Here is a 20,371-nt window from a genome sequence, read left to right on the forward strand (position 1 = left end):
AGAGCTCTTCCTTATAATTATTACTCTTCCTTCATCAGCTGCTCGATTGGACTCTTCCAATTAATTGTAGCGTCAGGGTAATTCATTAGTATTTCTTTTTGGAGGAAATAGAAATCCTCTTTTGTGAATCCTTGAAGCTTAGAAGGATCTTTAATCCAAATGAAAATAGATACTACCTCAAAAGCCTGTTCGGTAGTACCAAGATATTTTTCACCTTCAAACATTGCGCCCTTGTAAGTGATAAAGAAGTTTTTACGAACGTTTTTAATATCATCATAGTAATAATACTGATCTTTTTCATAGGCTTCGTCTAGCTTTCGTTTAGGATCAAATAAGTATCGCAAAATTTTATAAAATAAATATATGATTAATGCAATTATTAGTAATCTTAAAATATGGACCATTAAAATGTCCTCCTTGTAAAATACATGATAATTGCTATACGATATAAGAAGTAGTTTGGTTTCAAAATAAATTAAATTTTTTGGAGGAAAATATGAATTTACAAAAACTTTTTAAAATGCAACGAGAATTAGACAGCTATATTGAAACAAATATGAAAGTAAATGAGGATGTATTTCAAAGAAAAGGTTTAGCATTAATCGTAGAATTAGCAGAATTGGCTAATGAAACAAGATGCTTTAAATTTTGGAGCAATAAAGGAGCGTCTGAGAGAGAGGTAATCTTAGAAGAATACGTAGATTCTATTCATTTTTTATTATCATTAGGTATAGAAAAAAAACTGGATTATCTAGAGGTTTGGCCACAATCTAATCTGAAACAAGAAATAACTGAGATTTTTCTTATGACAAATTCAGCTATATTAGATTTTCTTACTAATCCATCAGAAAATCGATATGAAAAAGTATGGATTATGTATGGGGCTATAGCAGAAAAACTTGGTTTCTCCAGTGAAGAAGTGCTGAATGCCTATATATCCAAAAATGAAACCAATTATGAAAGACAGAAAAATGGCTATTAAGTTTTAAATGTGAAACTTTTTTAAGTATTTTCCGTACGATATGTATCTTGATAATATTGGTATGGGAGGTGCTTTATGAAAAAGTTATTATATTTCTTGGTATCTTTAGTGATCGCTTTTCTTTCCTTTGGTTCGGTGGCAGAAGCAAAATCATTCAGCATTGACAAAGTACACATTAAATCTTGGATACAACCAAACGGCGATTTATTAGTTAATGAGGTATTTACTTATAATTTTGATGGGGCCTTTACCAATCTATATAGAGAATTTCCTGATACATACGATGATAGGGTAGTAAATTTCTATTCCTATGAGCTTAAAAGTCTAGATATGGAGCCAGGTTTTGTAGGAGAAGAATCGATGATTCCATTAAGTGTATCCTATGAAAATGACTATTTTCGTACGATTATTGATAAATCAAATGAAAAGGTATCCTTTTTTTATGCTTATACACTAAAGGATGCAGTAAAGTCTTATGAAAATTATAGCGAGCTAAAAGTGACTTACTTTGATGGGAACGCTCATGATCAAACCTATGAGAATGTTACAATTGATTTTATCCTTCCGCAACCAATGAATCCTGATCGTTTTGATGGTATTATGTTTGATCGGCATGCGGTAAAACGTGAGAAAAATCAATATGGGGTTAGGTTTGTGACTCCTAAATCAGAGGCGTATTCTACAACCAAGACTAGTTTTTACTTTCCATCTTCAGTGATGACAGGGATGTCGAAGATTAAGTCATCTCAAACGTTAAGTGATGCTTTTGCTATAGAACAACAAACATTTGACGAGACGTACAATCGATTAGAGGGGATGGGAGAAATAAAGAATCTCATTCCCAAAATAATTATTGGGTTGCTAGTGACTGCATTATTATTCATAATCTTATTGCCACAGAGACATTTTTGGAGAAGGGGATCTGAAAGAGATATCCTAGATACGGATGTTTTATATCTTTTTTTTGTGGACTCCGTAGGTAACACCAGTCGAAAAAGCTTTTTGGCAGGTTTATTTTCATTAGTAGAAAATGGAGCATTAAAAGTTATGAAAGGAAAGGCAGCGGTACGTTTCAAGAATGATCCCAAATCACCAAAAGAGACACTTGAGTTTCAGTTGGTCGATCGAAGCATCGCTAAGGCTGATTTTGAAAATATAATGATAAATTGGTTATTCTCATCAAGAAAAGGATCGATTAAATCAAAATTTAATTTGCATGATATAGCTGGCGCGGCTAGAGAAGAGAAAAGTCAAAATGACTATTTTGTTCATCGAAAAAGAGATTTTAAAGAAAAGCAAAAAAAATGGGAATCGGCAGTTGAATCCGAGATGAAAGAAGCTGGAGCTTTTAATGATAAGATACCACTTACTATTTTAAGTATGGCGACCATTATACTGGCTATACTATTCTCTATTGCCTATTTTGTAGACTTAAGAAGCAGTTGGGGGATAGCATGGATTATAGGTGTTTCCTTGGTGTATATTGTAATACTATGGGTAAAGAAAAAGTCTAAACTATGGCTATTTTTATATATAGCATTCATGTTTTTTGCAAGCGCACAACTGGTAGATGAACAACTGTTCAATCAAACCTTTAATTTATTGGTTGCTTTCATTGTTTTATATATTGCTGTTCCAAGGAATATTTTATCTATGAATGCGGTCAGAGCGAAAGATTCTATAAGAACTTTTAAAAGAGCACTGAGAAAGCGTAAAAAAGAGAATGTTCCTTTATATTCTGAAGAAAGCTGGGCTATTCGAGCGTATTTGTTTAAAAGAAGACAACAAACTTTCCCTCTTGAAATGGCCACAGTTCCATTGGCAGGTTTGTTATTAGTAGAAACAGATCCTATGAATTATGTAATGGATTCATGGAGATGGTCTAAGGGTTCCCTATTTTCTGGTGATGGTTCCTCAGGTTCCTCAACTTCATCCTCTGATGGTGGAGGTAGCTCTGGTGACGGTGGAGGAGGCGCTGGTGCAGACTAGTTATTTTATCACTAGAAAACTTGAAGATTCTTTAATAAATATTTTGAATATGCATTCAATTTGTCATATAATTAGTTGATGAGTATATTTAGGAGGTCGAAATAATGACGAAATTAGATGAAACATTAACAATGCTTAAAGATTTGACCGACGCAAAAGGAATACCAGGTAATGAGCGTGAGCCACGTCAAGTGATGGAGAAGTATATCGCTCCTTATGCAGACAAAATTGAATATGACAATCTTGGAAGCTTGATTGCTGAAAAAGTTGGTGATGCCAATGGCCCAAAAATTATGGTCGCTGGTCATTTAGATGAAGTAGGCTTTATGATATCTAAGATTGATGATAAAGGCTTTTTAAGCTTTCAAACAGTAGGAGGCTGGTGGTCACAAGTAATGCTAGCTCAACGTGTTACGATTGTTACACGTAAGGGAGAAACAATTACAGGTGTTATTGGTTCGAAACCACCGCATATTCTAAGCCCAGATGCTCGTAAAAAACCAGTTGATATTAAAGAAATGTTCATTGATATTGGTGCATCCTCTAAAGAAGAAGCAATGTCATGGGGAGTAATGCCAGGAGATATGGTCGTTCCATATTTTGAGTTTTCTGTTATGAACAATGAAAAACTATTACTTGCAAAAGCATGGGATAACCGTATTGGCTGTGCCATTGCTATTGATGTCTTAAAAAATTTACAAGGTCAAGATCATCCTAATATCGTTTATGGTGTCGGGAACGTCCAAGAAGAAGTAGGTCTTCGTGGAGCTAAAACGTCTACAGCAAAAATTAACCCTGATATCGGCTTTGCAGTTGATGTGGGTATCGCTGGTGACACTCCTGGAATTTCACCTAAAGAATCTACAAGTAAAATGGGAGACGGCCCACAAATCGTTCTATTCGATGCTTCTATGGTTTCACATAAAGGCTTACGTGATTTTGTAGTGGATACTGCCGAAGAAAATAATATCCCATACCAATTCGAAACAATTGCTGGCGGTGGAACAGATGCGGGATCCATGCACATCTCATTAAACGGGGTACCATGTTTATCGATTGGAGTCGCTACTCGTTATATTCATTCACATGCAGGAATTCTGCATAGAGATGATTATGAGAATACAGTTAAGCTAATTGTGGAAGTTATTAAAAAGCTAGACCGTGATACAGTAAATAATATTACTTTTAACTAATTATAAAAGACTAATGAAGGTTGCAATAGTATTCCTCATTAGTCTTTTTTATGTATAAATAAATGTATATAAATCCACTTGACTTTATAAATATTCATATTTATAATAAAAAATACAGAAGGATACGGAAAAGAAGGGGATTAAATTTATGAAACTATTGGAATGGGTAAATCTGAAAATGGTTGATAGCTTAAAAGGAAAAGACCTTTTAACTCTCTTGGATTACTCAAAAGAGGAAGTGAGTGAATTGCTAGAGCTTGCCACAAATTTAAAATCGTTGACAAAAGCAGGGAAATGCCCGCCGCTGTTAGAAGGTAAAACACTTGGGATGATTTTTGAAAAGCATTCTACTCGTACAAGAATTTCTTTTGAAGTAGGAATGAAGCAATTAGGCGGTAATGGTATGTTCATGAATGCACGTGATTTACAAATTGGGCGAGGAGAATCTGTATATGATACTGCTCATGTTTTATCTGGTTATTTAGATGGCATTATGATTCGTGCCAATTCACATACAATGGTAAGAGAGCTAGCTGAGCATGCGAGTATTCCAGTGATTAATGGATTGACAGATCTTTATCATCCCTGCCAGGCATTAGCGGATATACTTACTGTGCAGGAAGTAAAGGGCTATACGAAGGGACTAAAGCTAGCATATGTTGGAGACGGAAACAATGTAGCACATTCCTTAGTTATAGCGGCAGCATACATGGGTATGCACATAGCAGTTGCAACACCGATAGGCTATGAACCGAATAAAGAAATTATGGAAAAGGCCAAGGCTATTGCATTGGATAATGAAGGCTCATTATTTGTATGTAATGATCCCATAGAAGCAGTAGTGAATGCAGATGTAGTGTATACAGATGTATGGACTTCTATGGGACAGGAGGAAGAAGCTGCTAAGCGCTTAGAGGAATTTAAGGAATATCAGATTAATGATAAGCTTGTAGCCAATGCAAAGCCAGATTATATATTTCTCCATTGCTTACCAGCCCACCGAGAAGAGGAGGTTGCCACATCTGTCATAGATGGACCAAACTCATATATCTTCCAACAGGCAGAAAATCGCTTGCATGCACAAAAAGCCGTACTTGCTTCGTTAATGGCTTAAAAGTATTGAATAAACTGTAACGACAGGGTGTGTCCTACAGTTTATATATATGCGATGTCGCTTATCTAGAAGGATGACTACATCGCTACATAGGAAGAGTGATTCGGGAGACGCCGAGTCACTCTTTATTATTTTTCTTCATTTTAATGATACAAATATAGAGAGGACCATTTGTTGGTGATGGATGACCAGTACGTTCTTGTCATACTCCTCCTGGCAGCCTTCTAACTCGTAATCCGTTCTCGTTTTGGATTGGACAGTGACTAAGGAGGTACAAGATGTTGTCTTCAAGCTACCTGCACCAAAATGATCTCTTCTTGTATCTAATTTAGAGATAATAACGTTTCCATCGTATGCTAGATCACGAAGTATAGGGTCTCCTTCTGTGGTATAAGTAACTATACGAATATTGTCTTTGTTCATTATTCAAGTTGCTTAGAAACTCCTCAAATCTATTGAAATTCTGCATGTCTCCATGTGTATCAACTATGTCCTCTGAACTAGGTGTATAATCTGGCAACGATGGTAGCTGTGATTGAATGACAGACCCCTCTTCTTGACATCCTATCAGTAACATTGCAAAAACAAAAATGAGCATGAACTTCTTTTTCATTTCTTAGCTCTTTTTAGTATTAGTCGGGAACGCTTCTTGAATGTTACATTTATAAAAATAGAGATGATGGAATTACAGTTTCCAATAAAAATTATTAATCGTACATAAAAGTGAAAAATAATGAAACGTTTTACATCCTTGCTTTATCTAACAGTTAGAAAGAAAGGGGGATTACTAAATTGTCGGATATAAAGAAAGTGCAAAAAGCAAAGAAGGGGAATCATAAAGCATTTCAGGAGCTAATTGATGAGGAAAAAGTAAAGCTATATAAAATGGCTTTCATGTACATGAAAAATGAAGAAGACGCCCTAGATGTTTTTCAAGAAACTGTTTATAAAGCTTTCGTTTCTCTCAAAAATTTAAAAGAGGACGAATACTTTTCAACATGGATAACTCGCATTCTTATAAATACTTCACTTGATCATATTAAAAAGAAAAATAGAGTAATTCCGATGGACCGAGAGTCGATAGAGCGGAAAGTAAATCCTTATGTCTCTTCAGAGAAGGATATGGATTTATTGGAGGCTGTCATGAAATTAGATGAAAAATATAAAACAGTTTTAGTGCTAAGGTTTTATCAGGACTTTTCCATCAAACAAATAGCGGAAATATTAGAATATCCAGAGGGAACTGTGAAAACAAATGTACATCGAGGTATTAATATTTTACGAGACACATTGAAGGAGGATTGTGTAAATGAGTAAGCAATGGCCAGATTTAAAAAAGGAAATGGATAAAATACATGTGCCACTGGAGAAACTAGATACAATCATAAAAAACACCGTCCAACCGGTCAAAAAGAAAAAATCAATGATAAAGATAGTGTCCTATAGTGCAGTGGGAGCAGCAGTCGCATTGAGTGTGTTTATAGGAACTGCTAGTGTTTCTCCTGCAATGGCCAAAATTGCTTCCCAGGTACCTCTAATTGGTACATTTTTTAATGATGTACAAGACGAAGGTTTACAAATAGCTGGACAGAAGGGTTTAACACAAATTATCGACCAGTCTACAAAGGATAGTGGAATTACTTTAACAATAAACGAAATTTTTTATGATGGAACAAGACTAGTATTAGGTTACACACAAGAATCATTGTTTGCTATAGGAGAGCTGGAAAGACCAACTATTGAGGTAAACGGAAAAGAAATAAATTTCAGTTCTAGCTCATCTGGAAAATTTATTACTCCACAAAAGTATAAAGGGATGATAGAAATAAATCCAACAGAGGAGCTACCAGAAGAATTTGAGCTTAGCATGAGGATAGATGCTGTTGGCCTAATACCTGGCACTTGGAAGTTCGAATACAATGTAAAACAATCGAATGAAGTAATTGTGATACGCCCTGAAGTAGTGAAGATGATTGATGCAGCAGAAGTCAAAATAAGTTCTCTGAAAATTGGTCCTGCTGGGACAGATCTTGCCGTAAATGTTATGTCAGAGGAGAAAGAAACGAATTTAGAGCCATATGATATAGAATTCTTTATAGTTGATGATGGTGGAAATATATTGGATCCATTAGGGAAAAATGGTCACGGTGATACTGAAAACGGCATCGTTACTACGCAATTAAGCTATCTCTTTAGCCCACTGAAGGAAGGAACTAAAAAGGTTCGAGTTATTCCTTATATGCTGGAGGACAAATTTGCCCTAGAGAAGGTCATCATACCTTTAAAAGGACAAAAATATCCTTTTACATTAAGTCAAGGGGATTTCGGAGATATTCTTGTTACAGAGATTCAGTCGAATGAGGAGCAGATATCTGTCTATTTTGATATACAAAGTGACTCAATTTACGATAATAGACTTTCTAGAAATCCATTATGGCTAGAGGATGATCAGGGGAATAGTTTAGTGCTTGAGGATTCTCCATTCGCGCAAAGGATTGAAGGAAATAGCTTTAAACAAGTTTTTAAAGTAAGTGAACTAGAAAAGGCTCAAATAGTTACTTTCCAATATCCAAAGCCTATCATGTATGAAGAGTATGAAATAGAAGTCCCAGAGCAATAAACATATCTTTTAGTGAAGGAAAAAGTTGGGGAAATCAAAATATAGAGCGATTATATAGGAAGAAGAGCAAATAACATGATTTTTGGAGTTAAAAAACTTAAATAGAAAGAGGATGGAACTAACTATAAGGATACTTCATTCTGAATGAATTTCGTTTTGGTAAAAAATTAACTAAAGATGTCCTTTTATAACTGAAATTATATACAGTTTTCTCTTAATCTCAAAGAAAATTAAAGTTGTTCGGAGTGAAGGCGGGACCTCCTAGGAAACAAGCGCGTGGGAGTAGACTGCAGGCTCTCCCCGTGTCCTCAGGAAAGCGTCCGCAGTAGCGGGCAACAACGACTATGTAATAGAAAAGAGTCTCGAAAATTTACTATTCGGTAAATTTTCGGGACTCTTAAATGTCTAAGGTGGGTTTTGTTCCAACCTCTTCTTTTAGTTGTGTATATTTAAATCTGTGATGGCTTACCTTCTAGAGGAATAGACTCAACCTCAACCTTATCTTGTTTTCCTGCGCTCTTGGACCAAACAGTTGCTATAATTGGTCCTGAAATATTATGCCAAACGGCTCCTAAGGCACTTGGAAGAGCGGCTAGTGGACCTAAATGTGCAGTTGCTAGTGCAACTCCTAAACCAGAGTTTTGCATACCAACTTCTATGGAAATAGCACGACAATCTGATTTAGATAGCTTCATCATTTTTGCAGCATAATAGCCAAGCAATAGCCCAGCTCCGTTATGAAGGAAAACCCCAACAAAAACTAATGGACCAGCCGAAGCAATATTGTCTACATTACCAGCAACTACTGCGGAAACAATGATAATAATAGCTAATACAGAGATCAATGGAACAATATTGGCGCTTTTTTCTACAGCTGTTGGTAGTAATTTTTTTATGAGTAATCCAAGTACGATTGGAACAATAATTACTTGTACAATAGACATAAACATGTCCATGGCATTTACCGGCATCCATTGGCCTGCTAACAGTAATAGAAGAACCGGTGTCATTAAAGGCGCCAAGAGAGTTGAGAACGAAGTCATCGTAATTGAAAGTGGTACATTTCCCTTTGCTAGGTAAACCATTACGTTAGAAGCAGTTCCCCCTGGCACAGAGCCAAGTAAAACCAAACCAGCTGCCAGTTCACTAGGTAACTGTAGTAAGTAAGCTATAGCAAAGGCAGTTAAAGGCATGATTATAAACTGTGCTGCTACACCGATTAGTACTGGCTTGGGATTTGTTAAGATCAGTTTAAAATCAACTGCTCTAAGCGTAAGTCCCATTCCAAACATTACTATTCCAAGTAGGATAGTTATATAGCCGCCAAAAGGTAGGAATGCTTCTGGTATTAAGAAAGCTATTACTGCTATTAAAATAACCCAGATGGCAAAATACTTTCCGGCAAAGCTACTGATTTTTTCTAAAATTTTCATATTACCCACCGTCACTTTCAAGTTTTACTATTTTATTTGGGTTTAAAATATTTAGCGGATCGAGAGCAACTTTAATTTTTTCCATAATTCGAAGAGCCTCGCCATGTTCTGCCGCCTGATACTTTTGTTTTCCGACACCTACCCCATGCTCACCAGTGCAAGTTCCTTTTCGTTCGAGAGCATAAAGAACAATCTTTTCATTATAGTTCTGTGCCTTCAGTACCTCCTCGGGATTATTCATATCAATCATGAGCAGAGCATGAAAATTTCCGTCTCCGACATGACCAGTAAGTCCTCCTGTTAATCCGATAGCATCGAGCTCCTGACGAGCAAATATAACCGCATCGGCCAATTCTGAAATAGGAACACACACATCTGTAACCATCATTTTCTTACCGACGTTTCCGTGAATATAAGCATAAGCTAAATTATGCCTAGCATCCCAAAGCTTTGTTCGTGCGGTATTATCTGTTTCAAATTGAATATCATCACAGCCATGGTCTTTTACAATTTCTTGGGTAAACTCGACATCTTGAGTGAGTCCAGCTTCATTGCCGTGGAATTCTAAAAACAACGTAGGCTTTTCAGCATAATCAGTTTCACTAAAATGATTAACTTGACGAATCGAGCTCTCATCCACAAGTTCTACACGTGCGATGGGAATACCCGCCTGTAATATTGAAGTTACAGCTTCAACTGCATTTTTGACCGTAGGAAAGGTTGCTCTAGCAGCAGTTGTAAATTCAGGAATGCCATACACCTTTAAAGTTAGTTCTGTAAAGCATCCTAAAGTGCCCTCTGATCCAACGAATAATCCGTTCAAATGAAAACCAGAAGCAGATTTAGCTGCCAAATTACCTGTATGCATGATTGTTCCATCAGCAAGCACTACCTCTAAATCTCTTACTTGATCTCTCATTACTCCATATTTGACGGTGGTAGTTCCGCTAGCATTAGTCGCAGCCATGCCCCCAAGAGTTGCATCTGCACCAGGGTCAACAGAGAAGAACAGGCCATATTTTTTTAATTCTTTGTTAAGCTGCGTTCTCGTAACACCTGGTTGGACCTTCACCAGTAAATCGTTTTCTCTTATCTCTAAAATTTTGTCCATCAATGAAAAGTCAATGGTAATACCATTTTCGTAGGGTATGACATGACCCTCTAAACTTGTTCCACGTCCAAAAGGTACTACTGGAACTTTAAGTCTACTAGCAGTCTTCATAATATTACTAACGTCTGTTGCGCTTCTAGGGAAAACGACAACGTCTGGTAAACTTATAGAGTGATAGGATTCATCTTTCCCATGTAATTCTCTAATAGTTTGATTGATGGAAATCTGGTCTTGCTCTAGATGTTCACTCAATGCTTCTACAATATTTTCCACCATAATGTTCATACACTTCGCCTCTTTGCTATAATTTAAATATAATATCTTTTGAAACTTTTCTAATTATTCAAACTCATAGAGTAATTATATACAGTATATCGGAGAAATCAAGGATAATTTTCGCAAAAGTTAAATTAATTTAGTGGTTTAGTGAATTAAAATAACTAGTTTTATATTTTATTAAATAAGGAGAATATTATGATAGAAAATGGACTAATTGTTTATCATATTGTTACGAGGAAAAAGATGAAGGTAGGACAGATAATTAATTTTGAAGAGAATCAAAGGAATACTTTGTATAGGTTCTTTTTTGAAAGAGAGCATTTAAATTCTAAAGGTGAGGATTTTATAAAAATTTTTCAGAACCAATTTACGGATGAAGGGTTGAAATTAACTAAAGAAGATTCAGAAGTAGGACGTCAATATTTTGACCAAACAACTAGAGCAATACGAGAAACGGTAGCAGAAATGGTGAGATTAGAAGAATACCCGGATTACCCTTCTAGACTTTCTTGTTTATATGCGACGAAAAACTTTGAGGATGCTTTAAAATGGGTGGAAATATTTAATTCCTATAATCGGCAGGTTTTACAACTTGTTAGCTTAAGAGTTTTTGGTAAATCCTTTGAGGGAGATGCTAGCCTTTTGCCAAAGGAGGATGGAGCCTCGTTTTCAAGAAAAATTGAACAAGCAAGAGATTACTGGAAGGGAAACGTAAAAAGTGAATTACCTGAGCTGTTAGTAGACGGACCAAAGTTTGCCTAGCTCTGGTCATGGAACTAATATTGAATTAATAAATAGACCGTAGACTAAGTCTACGGTCTGAACAATTACTTAAACTTATTGAGCAAATGCAGTAGAAACATTATTTAGCATTGCTTGTTTGCTCGATTCATCAGCAGTTTTCCACCATTTTTCAAAAATTACGCCAAGACCAGGTAGTAAATGTTCTTCTCCTCGGTTAATCGCATCTTCCACGACTTCTTTAATATCTGTAGCGGAATTTCCTTTTAGGTTTGCTGCTATTGCTTCTCGAATTTGAAAATCCATTTTCATCACTCCTTTTCTTTATCTTTCCCAATGTCTTGCCACGTATACATGATTTTGATAAATTCGTGGAAGATAAATATGAAGTAATAGATTAACGTGATATAATTTTTTTACAAAAGAAAAGATGCTGTATTATTTTTTGTGCGGTATATAAGAAAAAGGCGGTACATAACATGAAACGAATTGAATCTCCACAAAATTCCTTAGTTAAACATTGGAAGAAATTACTTAGTGTTCGAAAAGAGCGAGACAAAACAGGAGAATTTATCATTGAAGGATATCATTTAGTCGAGGAAGCAATTAAACAAAAAGAAAATGTTTTAACTATTATGCTAAGTGATACTAGTGAAATTCCTGTAACATGGGACGTTGATAATCTGGAAATCGTTGAGATTAATGATGTTATCAAAAAAGAGCTTGCCGAAACAGAGCATACTCAAGGGATTTTTGCACATTGTAAACAAAGTACAGCTAAGTTAGATGAACAGGGAAGTTGGAAAAGGCTGTTATTGATTGATGCGGTTCAAGACCCTGGAAATATTGGTACGATGATTCGTACAGCCGACGCTGCTGGAATAGACGCAGTCATTCTTGGCAAAGGATCAGCAGATGCTTATAATTCCAAAACACTACGATCTGCACAAGGCTCTCATTTTCATATACCTATTTTAAAAGGTGAATTAAGCTATTGGGTGGACCAGCTGAAAGACAAAAATGTAAAAGTATATGGAACAGCATTTGAAAACTCTACTCCGTTCCATGAAGTAGAGAAAAGTGATTCGTTTGCATTGATAGTAGGAAACGAAGGAAGCGGTATTCAAGCGGATTTGTTGGAACAAACCGACCAAAATATTATTGTCCCTTTGTTTGGTCAAGCAGAATCATTAAATGTTGCAGTGGCAACGGGAATTCTTCTTTATGGACTTACTTTGAGATAAATGCCCTTGATGAAATGTTTAAAAGTCCGTATAATAGATAATAATTTAATAAATAAGAAAAGCTGTCATCGGGAAAAGTATATATGGGAATTCGAATGTAGGGATTTTACGCCTTGACTGGAAGCGTAGATGGAGATTTCATATAGAAGTTCACCCCGTTAGCTGCCACCGGGACCAGTATTTACTGTAAAGGTGTGCCGGTGTAGAGCCGTTAGTCGAATTGAGTGATTGCACGTTTTTTTGTGCAATAATCAGGGTGGTACCGCGAAAATAGTCCTCGTCCCTTTTATAGGGGCGAGGATTTTTTATTTTGTCAATTAGGAGGGATTTTTGAAATGGAAGCACAACTTCAACAGTTGAAAGAAGAAGCTCTAAAAAAAATTGAAGCTTCACAAAACACAAAAGAATTAAATGACGTGCGAGTTGCATATTTAGGGAAAAAGGGCCCAATCACGGATTTATTAAAGGGAATGGGTAAACTTCCAGCCGAGGAGCGTCCGAAGATGGGGGCACTTGTCAATGTAGTACGAGAGGAAGTAACTAATGTATTAGAAGCCCGTATGACCTTATTACAGGAGCAAGCGATTCAAGAGCAGCTAGAGAAAGAATCTATTGATGTAACTTTACCTGGTCGTCCAGTGAAAACCGGGAATCATCATCCACTTACTCGCGTTGTCGAGGAGATTGAAGATCTATTTTTAAGCATGGGCTATGAAATTGCAGAAGGTCCTGAGGTTGAAAAGGATTACTATAATTTCGAAGCTTTAAATTTACCTAAAGGTCATCCAGCTCGTGATATGCAGGATTCCTTCTACATTTCAGAGGATATTTTGTTACGTACGCATACATCTCCAGTACAAGCGCGCACAATGGAGGCAAAAGAAGGTCAACCGATTAAAATTATTTGTCCTGGTAAGGTGTATCGTCGTGATAATGATGATGCGACACATTCACACCAATTTACTCAAATTGAAGGTCTAGTAATCGGTGAGAATATCCGTATGAGTGATTTAAAAGGTACATTATCTTTATTCGCGAAGAAGATGTTCGGAGAGGATCGCGAAATTCGTTTGCGTCCAAGTTTCTTCCCATTTACAGAACCATCTGTAGAGATGGATATCTCTTGCTTTAAGTGTGGAGGTAGCGGCTGTAACGTATGTAAGAAGACTGGCTGGATTGAAATACTAGGAGCAGGTATGGTTCATCCTAACGTCCTTGAGATGGCTGGCTATGATTCTAAAAAGCTTTCTGGTTTTGCATTTGGTATGGGGCCAGAGCGTATTGCAATGTTGAAATATGGAGTGGAAGATATTCGTCATTTCTATACAAATGATGTGCGTTTCTTATCGCAATTCCACCGAACAGAAGTGTAAGGAGGAAATGACATGTTAGTATCGACGAAATGGTTATCAGAATATGTAAACACACAAGGATTGAATCCAAAGGATTTAGGAGAAAAAATCACACGCTCAGGTATTGAGGTAGATGCAGTAATTGACCGCTCTCAAGGCATGACAAATGTTGTAGTTGGATATGTAAAAGAAAAGGTGAAACATCCGGAAGCTGATAAGTTAAACATCTGTCAGGTAGACGTAGGAGATGAAATCACTCAAATCATTTGTGGTGCTCCTAACGTAGACGCTGGTCAGAAAGTAATCGTTGCTCGTCCTGGTGCAGTGCTACCAGGGGGCATTAAGATTAAGAAAGCAAAGCTACGTGGAGAAATATCTAACGGTATGATCTGTTCTCTTCAGGAGCTAGGTATAGAAGGCCGCCTTGTCTCAAAAGCATATGCAGAAGGGATTTATGTTCTCCCTGAAACAGCTGTACCAGGTGAAAGCGCACTCCCGTTATTAGGTCTGGACGATATAGTGTTAGAACTAGGTTTAACACCAAACCGTTCTGACGCACTAAGTATGCTAGGAGTAGCTTATGAAGTAGGAGCAATTCTTTCTGAAGATATGAAATACCCAGAAGCGTCCTATACAGAAAGTATTGAAAAAGCAGAAGACTATATAAAGCTTCGTGTGGATGCAATAGAAGAAAATCCTTTGTACATTGCGAAAGTTGTAAAAAACGTACAAGTAAAAGAATCACCACTATGGCTACAAAATCGTCTAATGGCAGCTGGTGTCCGTCCTCATAACAATGTCGTAGATATTACAAACTACGTGTTAATGGAATACGGCCAACCACTTCATGCATTTGACTATGATCGCCTTGCTACAAAGGAAATCGTTGTTCGCCTAGCAAATGAAGAAGAAAAAATTGTTACACTTGATGATCAAGAGCGTACACTTAAATCTAATCATTTAGTTATTACTAATGGTAAAGAACCAGTTGCTCTTGCTGGAGTTATGGGTGGTGCCAATTCAGAGGTTCATGATGGTACGACAACAGTTGTTATCGAGTCTGCGTACTTTACAGCAAGTTCAGTTCGCCAATCTTCTAAAGATCATAATTTACGTAGTGACGCGAGTGCCCGCTACGAAAAAGGTGTTGATCCTAACAGAGTTGTTTTAGCAGCTGAACGTGCAGCTAGCCTATTAGCAGAACTTGCTGGTGGAGAGGTGTTAGCTGGTTCTGTAGTAGTAGATAAGTTAGATAAATCTCCTGCTGAGGTAATCGTATCTCCTGATTTCATCAACAGTCGCTTAGGAATGAAAATTTCTCTAGAAGATATGACATCTATATTAACTCGTTTGAAGTTTGATTTCCAAGTAGCTAATGGATATTTGTATATTAAAGCTCCGACACGTCGCCAGGACATCAAAATCCCAGAAGATATCGTAGAAGAAATTGCTCGTATGTATGGCTATGATGAAATCCCAATGACATTACCAGTGGAAGAATCGAAGCCTGGTGGTTTAACTTCCTACCAAGCAAAACGTCGCCAAGTGCGAGGATTTATGGAAGGTGCAGGACTTTATCAAGCAATCACTTATTCATTAACTTCAAAAGAAATGGCTCAAAAGTTTGCATTAGAATCTGCTCCAGTGACAGAATTATTAATGCCAATGAGTGAGGAACGCAGCACGTTACGTCAAAGCTTAATCCCACATTTGTTGGAAGCTGTAACATATAACACTGCTCGCCAAGCTGATACAGTTGCATTATATGAAATTGGCTCTGTATTCTTAGGGGAAACGGAATCTGGTCTTCCTCAAGAGCAAGAGCATTTAGCAGGAGTTATTGCTGGTAAATGGGTAGAGCATAGCTGGCAAGGTGAGAAGAAGAGCGTGGATTTCTTCGTGCTTAAAGGAATTGTGGGAGGTTTGATGGACCTCCTTGGACACACTGCGGATTTAACATTTGAACGTACAGTTGTAGAAGGTATGCATCCAGGAAGAACTGCATCCATTCAATTAGCAGGTGTAGAAATAGGTATTATCGGACAATTACACCCAGCAGAACAAAAAGCCCGCGACTTAAAAGAAACGTATGTGTTCGAATTGAATTTAGTAAAAGTATTAACTAAAGAAGTAGAAACATTATATTATGCACCAGTTTCTAAATTCCCATCTATTACTCGGGATATTGCATTAGTAGTGGAACGTGAAAAAGCTGCTGGAGAGCTCCAAGCGATTATCCAGCAATCAGGCGGAAAACTATTGAAGGCTGTACATCTCTTCGATTTATATGAAGGCGAAAAAATGGAACCAGGAAAAAAATCAATTGCATTCTCTCTAACATACTTCGATCCGGAACGAACACTGACAGACGAAGAAGTAGTCAATGCTCACAACAAAGTTCTAAAAGCACTTGCTGAACAAGCAGGAGCAGAGCTAAGAGGATAATTGAAAAAAAGAAAGAGGAGCAGCACTTAAATTGGTGCTGCTCCTTTTTATAGCTATGTGAAGGGGAACAGTGATGTACTTAAACTAACACCGTAGTTAAAGCTGACCATTCAATCGACCCTCAGGTTTGTGGGTTTTTGGGGTGAAGAAATACCAGGACTTTCCCATCCTTAGCATCATTAGAATATCTCTCTGCTTCGTCATCTGGGACTCCGATTTCCATAAGAGCATGTTTTAATCCACCAGCACCAGAGTTGGCCCCTACGACTGCGCCTCCAATTGTTGTAATGATAGGACCTGCAGCCAACACAGCGCCAAATCCGGGAATCAATACTGTAGATAACCCTGCTATAACTCCCGCTATGCCAATTGCTCCTCCTGTTAAAGCTCCCGCAATGGCTCCATCTTTAGTGGAGGGTTTTACTTCGTTTGTGATTTCAGAAAGTTCCTTTGTATTTTTAGCAATAATTGAAATTTCATCAGTTGTATAACCTTTATCTTTTAAATCTTTGACAACTTCAGCTGCTTGTTGTTCGTTTTCGTATACGCCAATAACATGATTCTCCATAAAAAATTACCTCCTGTTTGCTTCAACTACATATTCTTTACCCTTTCTTTAGTTTTTCTAGACATATTTCCACTTTCCATAATTGGGTAAATGATTCTATAATTAAATTACTGCATTAATTTCATAGGAAATACTTTAAGATGAGGTAACTTGCTCCTTCCTCATTAGGTGACTAAACCCTGCAATGATCACTAGTATCAAAAAATATTATTTAAATCATCCCTTTTTTATTAAACTGGCCTGTTGCGTTGTTTTAGTTATTTTCTTCTCTATCTCTATAGTTATTTAACAATCAGTTAAGGTAATTTAGGGCAGGATAATCATAGCTTAATTAGAAAAACAAAGAGGTGATAGTATGAATTCGTTTAAACCAAGCAAGCCAATAAAAGCAATACCCAACATAAAAGAAATTTTGAATAAACAGCTTATTCTTTCGAAGTCTTTAACACAAAGTGAAGCAGATAAATTGAAATTAGCTAATAGCAACTACGAAAGTGAAGAAGATAATTTCCTTCCGAAGCAATGGTTTTGTAGTCTAGATATTGGGGAGTGGGAAGAGGTAGAAATATTTGTTCAAGGGGATACAGAAGATCCTTCAGAAGAATTTATTGAACTGGCAGGGGAAATATTCTCTCAGTTGCCTCAGCACATTAACCGTGCATTAAATTATTTGAAGATATTCTTTCCAACTCATGAGATAGAAGACTATTATCTAGCTACCATATCCTTTGGAAGGATGATCAATTTTGATGATCATCTGTTTTCAGGATTTACAGTAGCCTTTTATAGCGAACGTCCACATGAATTTCAGTATAAGGTAAAATTGAAAAAAGATGGTTGGCCGATTGGCTTTGAAGGTGGACCATTATAAATTAATGATGCAGATTACATATTCTTTAAGATTAAATGAATATGAATATTAAAATAAGGAGGTTGTGTAGAAAATGGGTTTTTTTAACCGTCTTTTTAGGAAAATAGAAGATGTTAATAAGGGAGAGACAGCTGTTTCTGAATTGGAATCTGAGTTTTACATAGAGTCGACTGTAGAAGATGCAATGGAATATTGGGTGGAAATGGCACAGAATATTATTGTAAACACGGTTAAAGCAACTAATAATACTGTAGAACGTGCCTTTGTATTGGTGGATTTAGGTGAACAACCATCCTTCGACATTTTTTATCAAATAGATGGCGGTTTAGTTATGTGGGATCAACTTGACAGTCAATCTATTAAAGAAAAAATTGAAAACGAATTACTACCTCAAGCATCAAATGTTGCCACTGCTGTAAATGACAATTTTACTCAAGCGGAGCATCCTAACATTGCATATGCTGAGCTACAATTTGAATGGCTAACAGGTGCGTGGTTTTCTCATATAATTTGGGAAGATGATAAGGATTCAAAGCTACCTAAGGATGAGATTTTAAATAAATGGTTCGATACATTGAGTAAGGAAATCCAATCCAAGCCGTTAGACAGTGATAGTAAACTAGCATGGTATCCATAAAGTTTTTGTAATTGGATAATGTAACTTATGTTCCACATAGTAAGAGTGAATAAAAATGATATTAGTTTTAGACTGTTACATACTCAAATCGAGTGTTAGCAGTCTTTTTTTGTTGGATTAATTTAACACTAGTGGAAGAAAAAATTATCTCGTTCTTTTATTATGGTTTATACCATCTAAGCAGGGGTAATAAAGTAATAGCAAATTTTTAATAATTTACTTATTTTATTAATAATGTTTGCAAATACAAAAAGATGGAGGGGTTGGATGGGTTTAGCTTTTTGGACATGGACAGTTACAATCACGTTATCTATAGTCTTCATTGGAATGTCATTCCTGTTTAAGAAAAAAGCGGATACTAGCTTTGCACATTACGCGATTGCTGGAGGTACATTACCCTTTTTTCTATTACTGTTCACAGATATCGCAACTATTATGGGAGTTGGAAATTTTGTTGGACATTCATCCAAGGGGTATGAGATTGGAATAGCAAATGTGCCCTTTGTCATTGGCGAACAAGGAGCAAAAATTTTGTTCGCTCTAATATTTGCAGGATTTGCAGCAAAATTTACATATAATACGTTAGCAGAAATGATGGACGATTTAATAATAAGAGATAGGTATTCTCGTAGTTTAATAGCTATTTTAACTTCATCTATTATGATTGCTTGGGTTAGTGGTCAGGCAATGGGGATGGGAGCGCTATTTTCAGCTTTCACAGGTGCCGACCCGCTATTGATGATTTTAGTTTTTTCTGCAGTATTCATCATCTACACTGCTGTTGGCGGTATGTATTCTGTTGTATGGACCGATCTAATACAGGGAGGGATACTCATTGCAATTGCAGTTTGGTTTTACATACAAGTATTCGATAAAGTTGATTTTAGTTATTCGACACTTAAGGGTGGCTTAGAAAATGTTGGAGCTATCGAGTTAGCACAAATGAATCTATCAGCTGTGGAGGTAATTTCTCTGTTTGTAACGGGTACGTTGGGAATATTAGCTGCACAGGTATATTGGCAGCGGTGTTTTGCTTCGAAAAACCCTAAAGCGGCTAGTCGTGCAATGCTAATAAGTGGAGTAGTCGCGATAATTTTCACGATATTTGCCACAATCGCAGGTATGGTTGTGAAATTGCAAAACCCAAATTTGGCAGCAGACGAAGCAATCTCGTGGTTAATTCTTGAGGAAATGACTCAATTAGCTGCTCTTGCCTTTTTCATCATGATTTTCTTGGCAGCCATCTCTAGTGCCTCCTCACTTCTACATTCTGCTGCAGTAGTTATTGTAAATGACTTAGTCATTCCAAATATGAAGCCAAAAGAAGATTCCTATTATTTAAGGTTAACGAGGATAGGGGTCATTGTTATTGGAGCTTTTACTATTGGAACAGCCATTTGGGCAGACTCTATTATCGATTTATTTTCCATGGCCTATTCCATGGCGGGAGGTGGAGTTGTTCCAGTATTAATAGTAGGGCTACTTTGGAAAAAGAGGAAAGGTCAAGAGTTTACGATGGGGACAAGTAATAGTCAAGTTTCCGTTTGGGGAGCGAGGATCGGTATCATAGCTGGCTCTATAGTATCACTTACCATAGGAATTTTATGGGGTGTGATAATATCGGTTTTATTAACTATGATTACCTCAAAAATAATGCCTAATTCAAGTGAAACATCTGTAGAGGCATAAAAATATCCCTATCCGATTTGGTAATCGGTATAGAGTTATTTTTTGGTTTAGGCTCGAAATGTTGCAATGGCTAGCCCTTCCTTTAAAATAGAGGTACTAAGTA

General features: G+C 36.8%; 19 protein-coding genes and 1 other annotated feature. Of the genes, 13 read left to right on the forward strand and 6 right to left on the reverse strand.

Translation table 11 applies throughout. From position 1 onward, the window contains the following. Positions 1-20: 20 nt before the first annotated feature. Positions 21-404 carry a sigma-w pathway protein ysdB gene (locus H9650_RS05645; protein ID WP_144535459.1) on the reverse strand — a complete coding sequence of 128 codons (384 nt, stop codon included), beginning with the start codon at positions 402-404 and terminating at the stop codon, positions 21-23. A 92-nt stretch (positions 405-496) separates the two neighbouring features. Here H9650_RS05645 and H9650_RS05650 point away from each other — a divergent pair, with 92 nt between their 5' ends. From H9650_RS05650 to argF, 4 genes are all read left to right on the forward strand, one after another. Further along, the gene (locus H9650_RS05650) at positions 497-982 is read left to right on the forward strand and encodes a dUTP diphosphatase (RefSeq protein WP_144535461.1); all 486 of its coding nucleotides are present in this window, start codon (positions 497-499) and stop codon (positions 980-982) included. 75 nt (positions 983-1,057) lie between these two features. Beyond that, positions 1,058-2,971, forward strand: a complete 1,914-nt coding sequence (locus H9650_RS05655; RefSeq protein ID WP_191696777.1) for a DUF2207 domain-containing protein — start codon at positions 1,058-1,060, stop codon at positions 2,969-2,971. Positions 2,972-3,075: 104 nt separating this feature from the next. Then, positions 3,076-4,164, forward strand: a complete 1,089-nt coding sequence (locus H9650_RS05660) for a M42 family metallopeptidase (protein WP_191696778.1) — start codon at positions 3,076-3,078, stop codon at positions 4,162-4,164. 148 nt (positions 4,165-4,312) lie between these two features. Continuing rightward, positions 4,313-5,278, forward strand: a complete 966-nt coding sequence (argF, locus tag H9650_RS05665; protein WP_154310445.1) for an ornithine carbamoyltransferase — start codon at positions 4,313-4,315, stop codon at positions 5,276-5,278. Positions 5,279-5,416: 138 nt separating this feature from the next. On the opposite strand, the gene H9650_RS05670 is transcribed toward argF, so the two are convergent. Beyond that, entirely contained in the window at positions 5,417-5,701 is a 285-nt protein-coding gene (locus tag H9650_RS05670; protein WP_191696779.1) for a DUF4362 domain-containing protein, read from the reverse strand. 369 nt (positions 5,702-6,070) lie between these two features. Here H9650_RS05670 and H9650_RS05675 point away from each other — a divergent pair, with 369 nt between their 5' ends. Together H9650_RS05675 and H9650_RS05680 are read left to right on the forward strand one after the other, a co-directional pair. Then, positions 6,071-6,595, forward strand: a complete 525-nt coding sequence (locus H9650_RS05675) for a sigma-70 family RNA polymerase sigma factor (RefSeq protein ID WP_191696780.1) — start codon at positions 6,071-6,073, stop codon at positions 6,593-6,595. Next, entirely contained in the window at positions 6,588-7,898 is a 1,311-nt protein-coding gene (locus H9650_RS05680; RefSeq protein WP_191696781.1) for a DUF4179 domain-containing protein, read from the forward strand. The genes H9650_RS05675 and H9650_RS05680 overlap by 8 nt, the downstream gene beginning before the upstream one ends. A 449-nt stretch (positions 7,899-8,347) precedes the next feature. On the opposite strand, the gene H9650_RS05685 is transcribed toward H9650_RS05680, so the two are convergent. Both H9650_RS05685 and H9650_RS05690 read right to left on the reverse strand, forming a co-directional pair. After that, positions 8,348-9,331: a bile acid:sodium symporter family protein gene (locus H9650_RS05685; RefSeq protein ID WP_191696782.1), complete on the reverse strand. Its 984-nt coding sequence runs from the start codon at positions 9,329-9,331 to the stop codon at positions 8,348-8,350. 1 nt (position 9,332) lies between these two features. Beyond that, positions 9,333-10,727, reverse strand: a complete 1,395-nt coding sequence (locus H9650_RS05690; RefSeq protein WP_144535475.1) for an FAD-binding oxidoreductase — start codon at positions 10,725-10,727, stop codon at positions 9,333-9,335. A 189-nt stretch (positions 10,728-10,916) separates the two neighbouring features. Between H9650_RS05690 and H9650_RS05695 the strand changes: the two genes are divergently transcribed. Then, positions 10,917-11,483 carry a DUF2441 domain-containing protein gene (locus H9650_RS05695; protein WP_191696783.1) on the forward strand — a complete coding sequence of 189 codons (567 nt, stop codon included), beginning with the start codon at positions 10,917-10,919 and terminating at the stop codon, positions 11,481-11,483. Between the two features lie 75 nt (positions 11,484-11,558). Here the strand turns inward: H9650_RS05695 and sspI are convergent, their stop codons facing one another. Then, positions 11,559-11,768: a small acid-soluble spore protein SspI gene (sspI, locus tag H9650_RS05700; RefSeq protein ID WP_144535479.1), complete on the reverse strand. Its 210-nt coding sequence runs from the start codon at positions 11,766-11,768 to the stop codon at positions 11,559-11,561. 173 nt (positions 11,769-11,941) lie between these two features. On the opposite strand from sspI, the gene H9650_RS05705 reads away from it, so the two are divergent. The 3 genes from H9650_RS05705 (at position 11,942) to pheT (ending at position 16,503) form a co-directional block, all read left to right on the forward strand. Then, positions 11,942-12,706 (forward strand): TrmH family RNA methyltransferase, encoded by a 765-nt coding sequence (locus H9650_RS05705; protein WP_191696784.1) that lies wholly within the window; start codon positions 11,942-11,944, stop codon positions 12,704-12,706. Between the two features lie 55 nt (positions 12,707-12,761). Further along, positions 12,762-12,994: a binding site (T-box leader), on the forward strand. A gap of 47 nt (positions 12,995-13,041) precedes the next feature. Continuing rightward, positions 13,042-14,079, forward strand: coding sequence for a phenylalanine--tRNA ligase subunit alpha (gene pheS / locus H9650_RS05710; protein ID WP_191696785.1), 1,038 nt, complete (start codon positions 13,042-13,044; stop codon positions 14,077-14,079). A 12-nt stretch (positions 14,080-14,091) separates the two neighbouring features. Continuing rightward, positions 14,092-16,503 carry a phenylalanine--tRNA ligase subunit beta gene (pheT, locus tag H9650_RS05715; RefSeq protein WP_191696786.1) on the forward strand — a complete coding sequence of 804 codons (2,412 nt, stop codon included), beginning with the start codon at positions 14,092-14,094 and terminating at the stop codon, positions 16,501-16,503. A gap of 121 nt (positions 16,504-16,624) precedes the next feature. On the opposite strand, the gene H9650_RS05720 is transcribed toward pheT, so the two are convergent. Then, on the reverse strand, positions 16,625-17,071 hold the full coding sequence (locus tag H9650_RS05720) for a general stress protein (RefSeq protein ID WP_154310463.1): 447 nt from the start codon (positions 17,069-17,071) through the stop codon (positions 16,625-16,627). Positions 17,072-17,426: 355 nt separating this feature from the next. Between H9650_RS05720 and H9650_RS05725 the strand changes: the two genes are divergently transcribed. The 3 genes from H9650_RS05725 (at position 17,427) to H9650_RS05735 (ending at position 20,268) form a co-directional block, all read left to right on the forward strand. Beyond that, entirely contained in the window at positions 17,427-17,942 is a 516-nt protein-coding gene (locus H9650_RS05725) for a hypothetical protein (RefSeq protein ID WP_191696787.1), read from the forward strand. A 73-nt stretch (positions 17,943-18,015) separates the two neighbouring features. Continuing rightward, positions 18,016-18,579 (forward strand): hypothetical protein, encoded by a 564-nt coding sequence (locus H9650_RS05730; RefSeq protein WP_151113585.1) that lies wholly within the window; start codon positions 18,016-18,018, stop codon positions 18,577-18,579. 267 nt (positions 18,580-18,846) lie between these two features. Further along, entirely contained in the window at positions 18,847-20,268 is a 1,422-nt protein-coding gene (locus H9650_RS05735) for a sodium:solute symporter family protein (RefSeq protein WP_144535494.1), read from the forward strand. Positions 20,269-20,371: the final 103 nt, after the last annotated feature.

The sequence above is a fragment of the Psychrobacillus faecigallinarum genome, from assembly GCF_014836595.1.
Taxonomy (GTDB): Bacteria; Bacillota; Bacilli; order Bacillales_A; family Planococcaceae; genus Psychrobacillus; species Psychrobacillus faecigallinarum.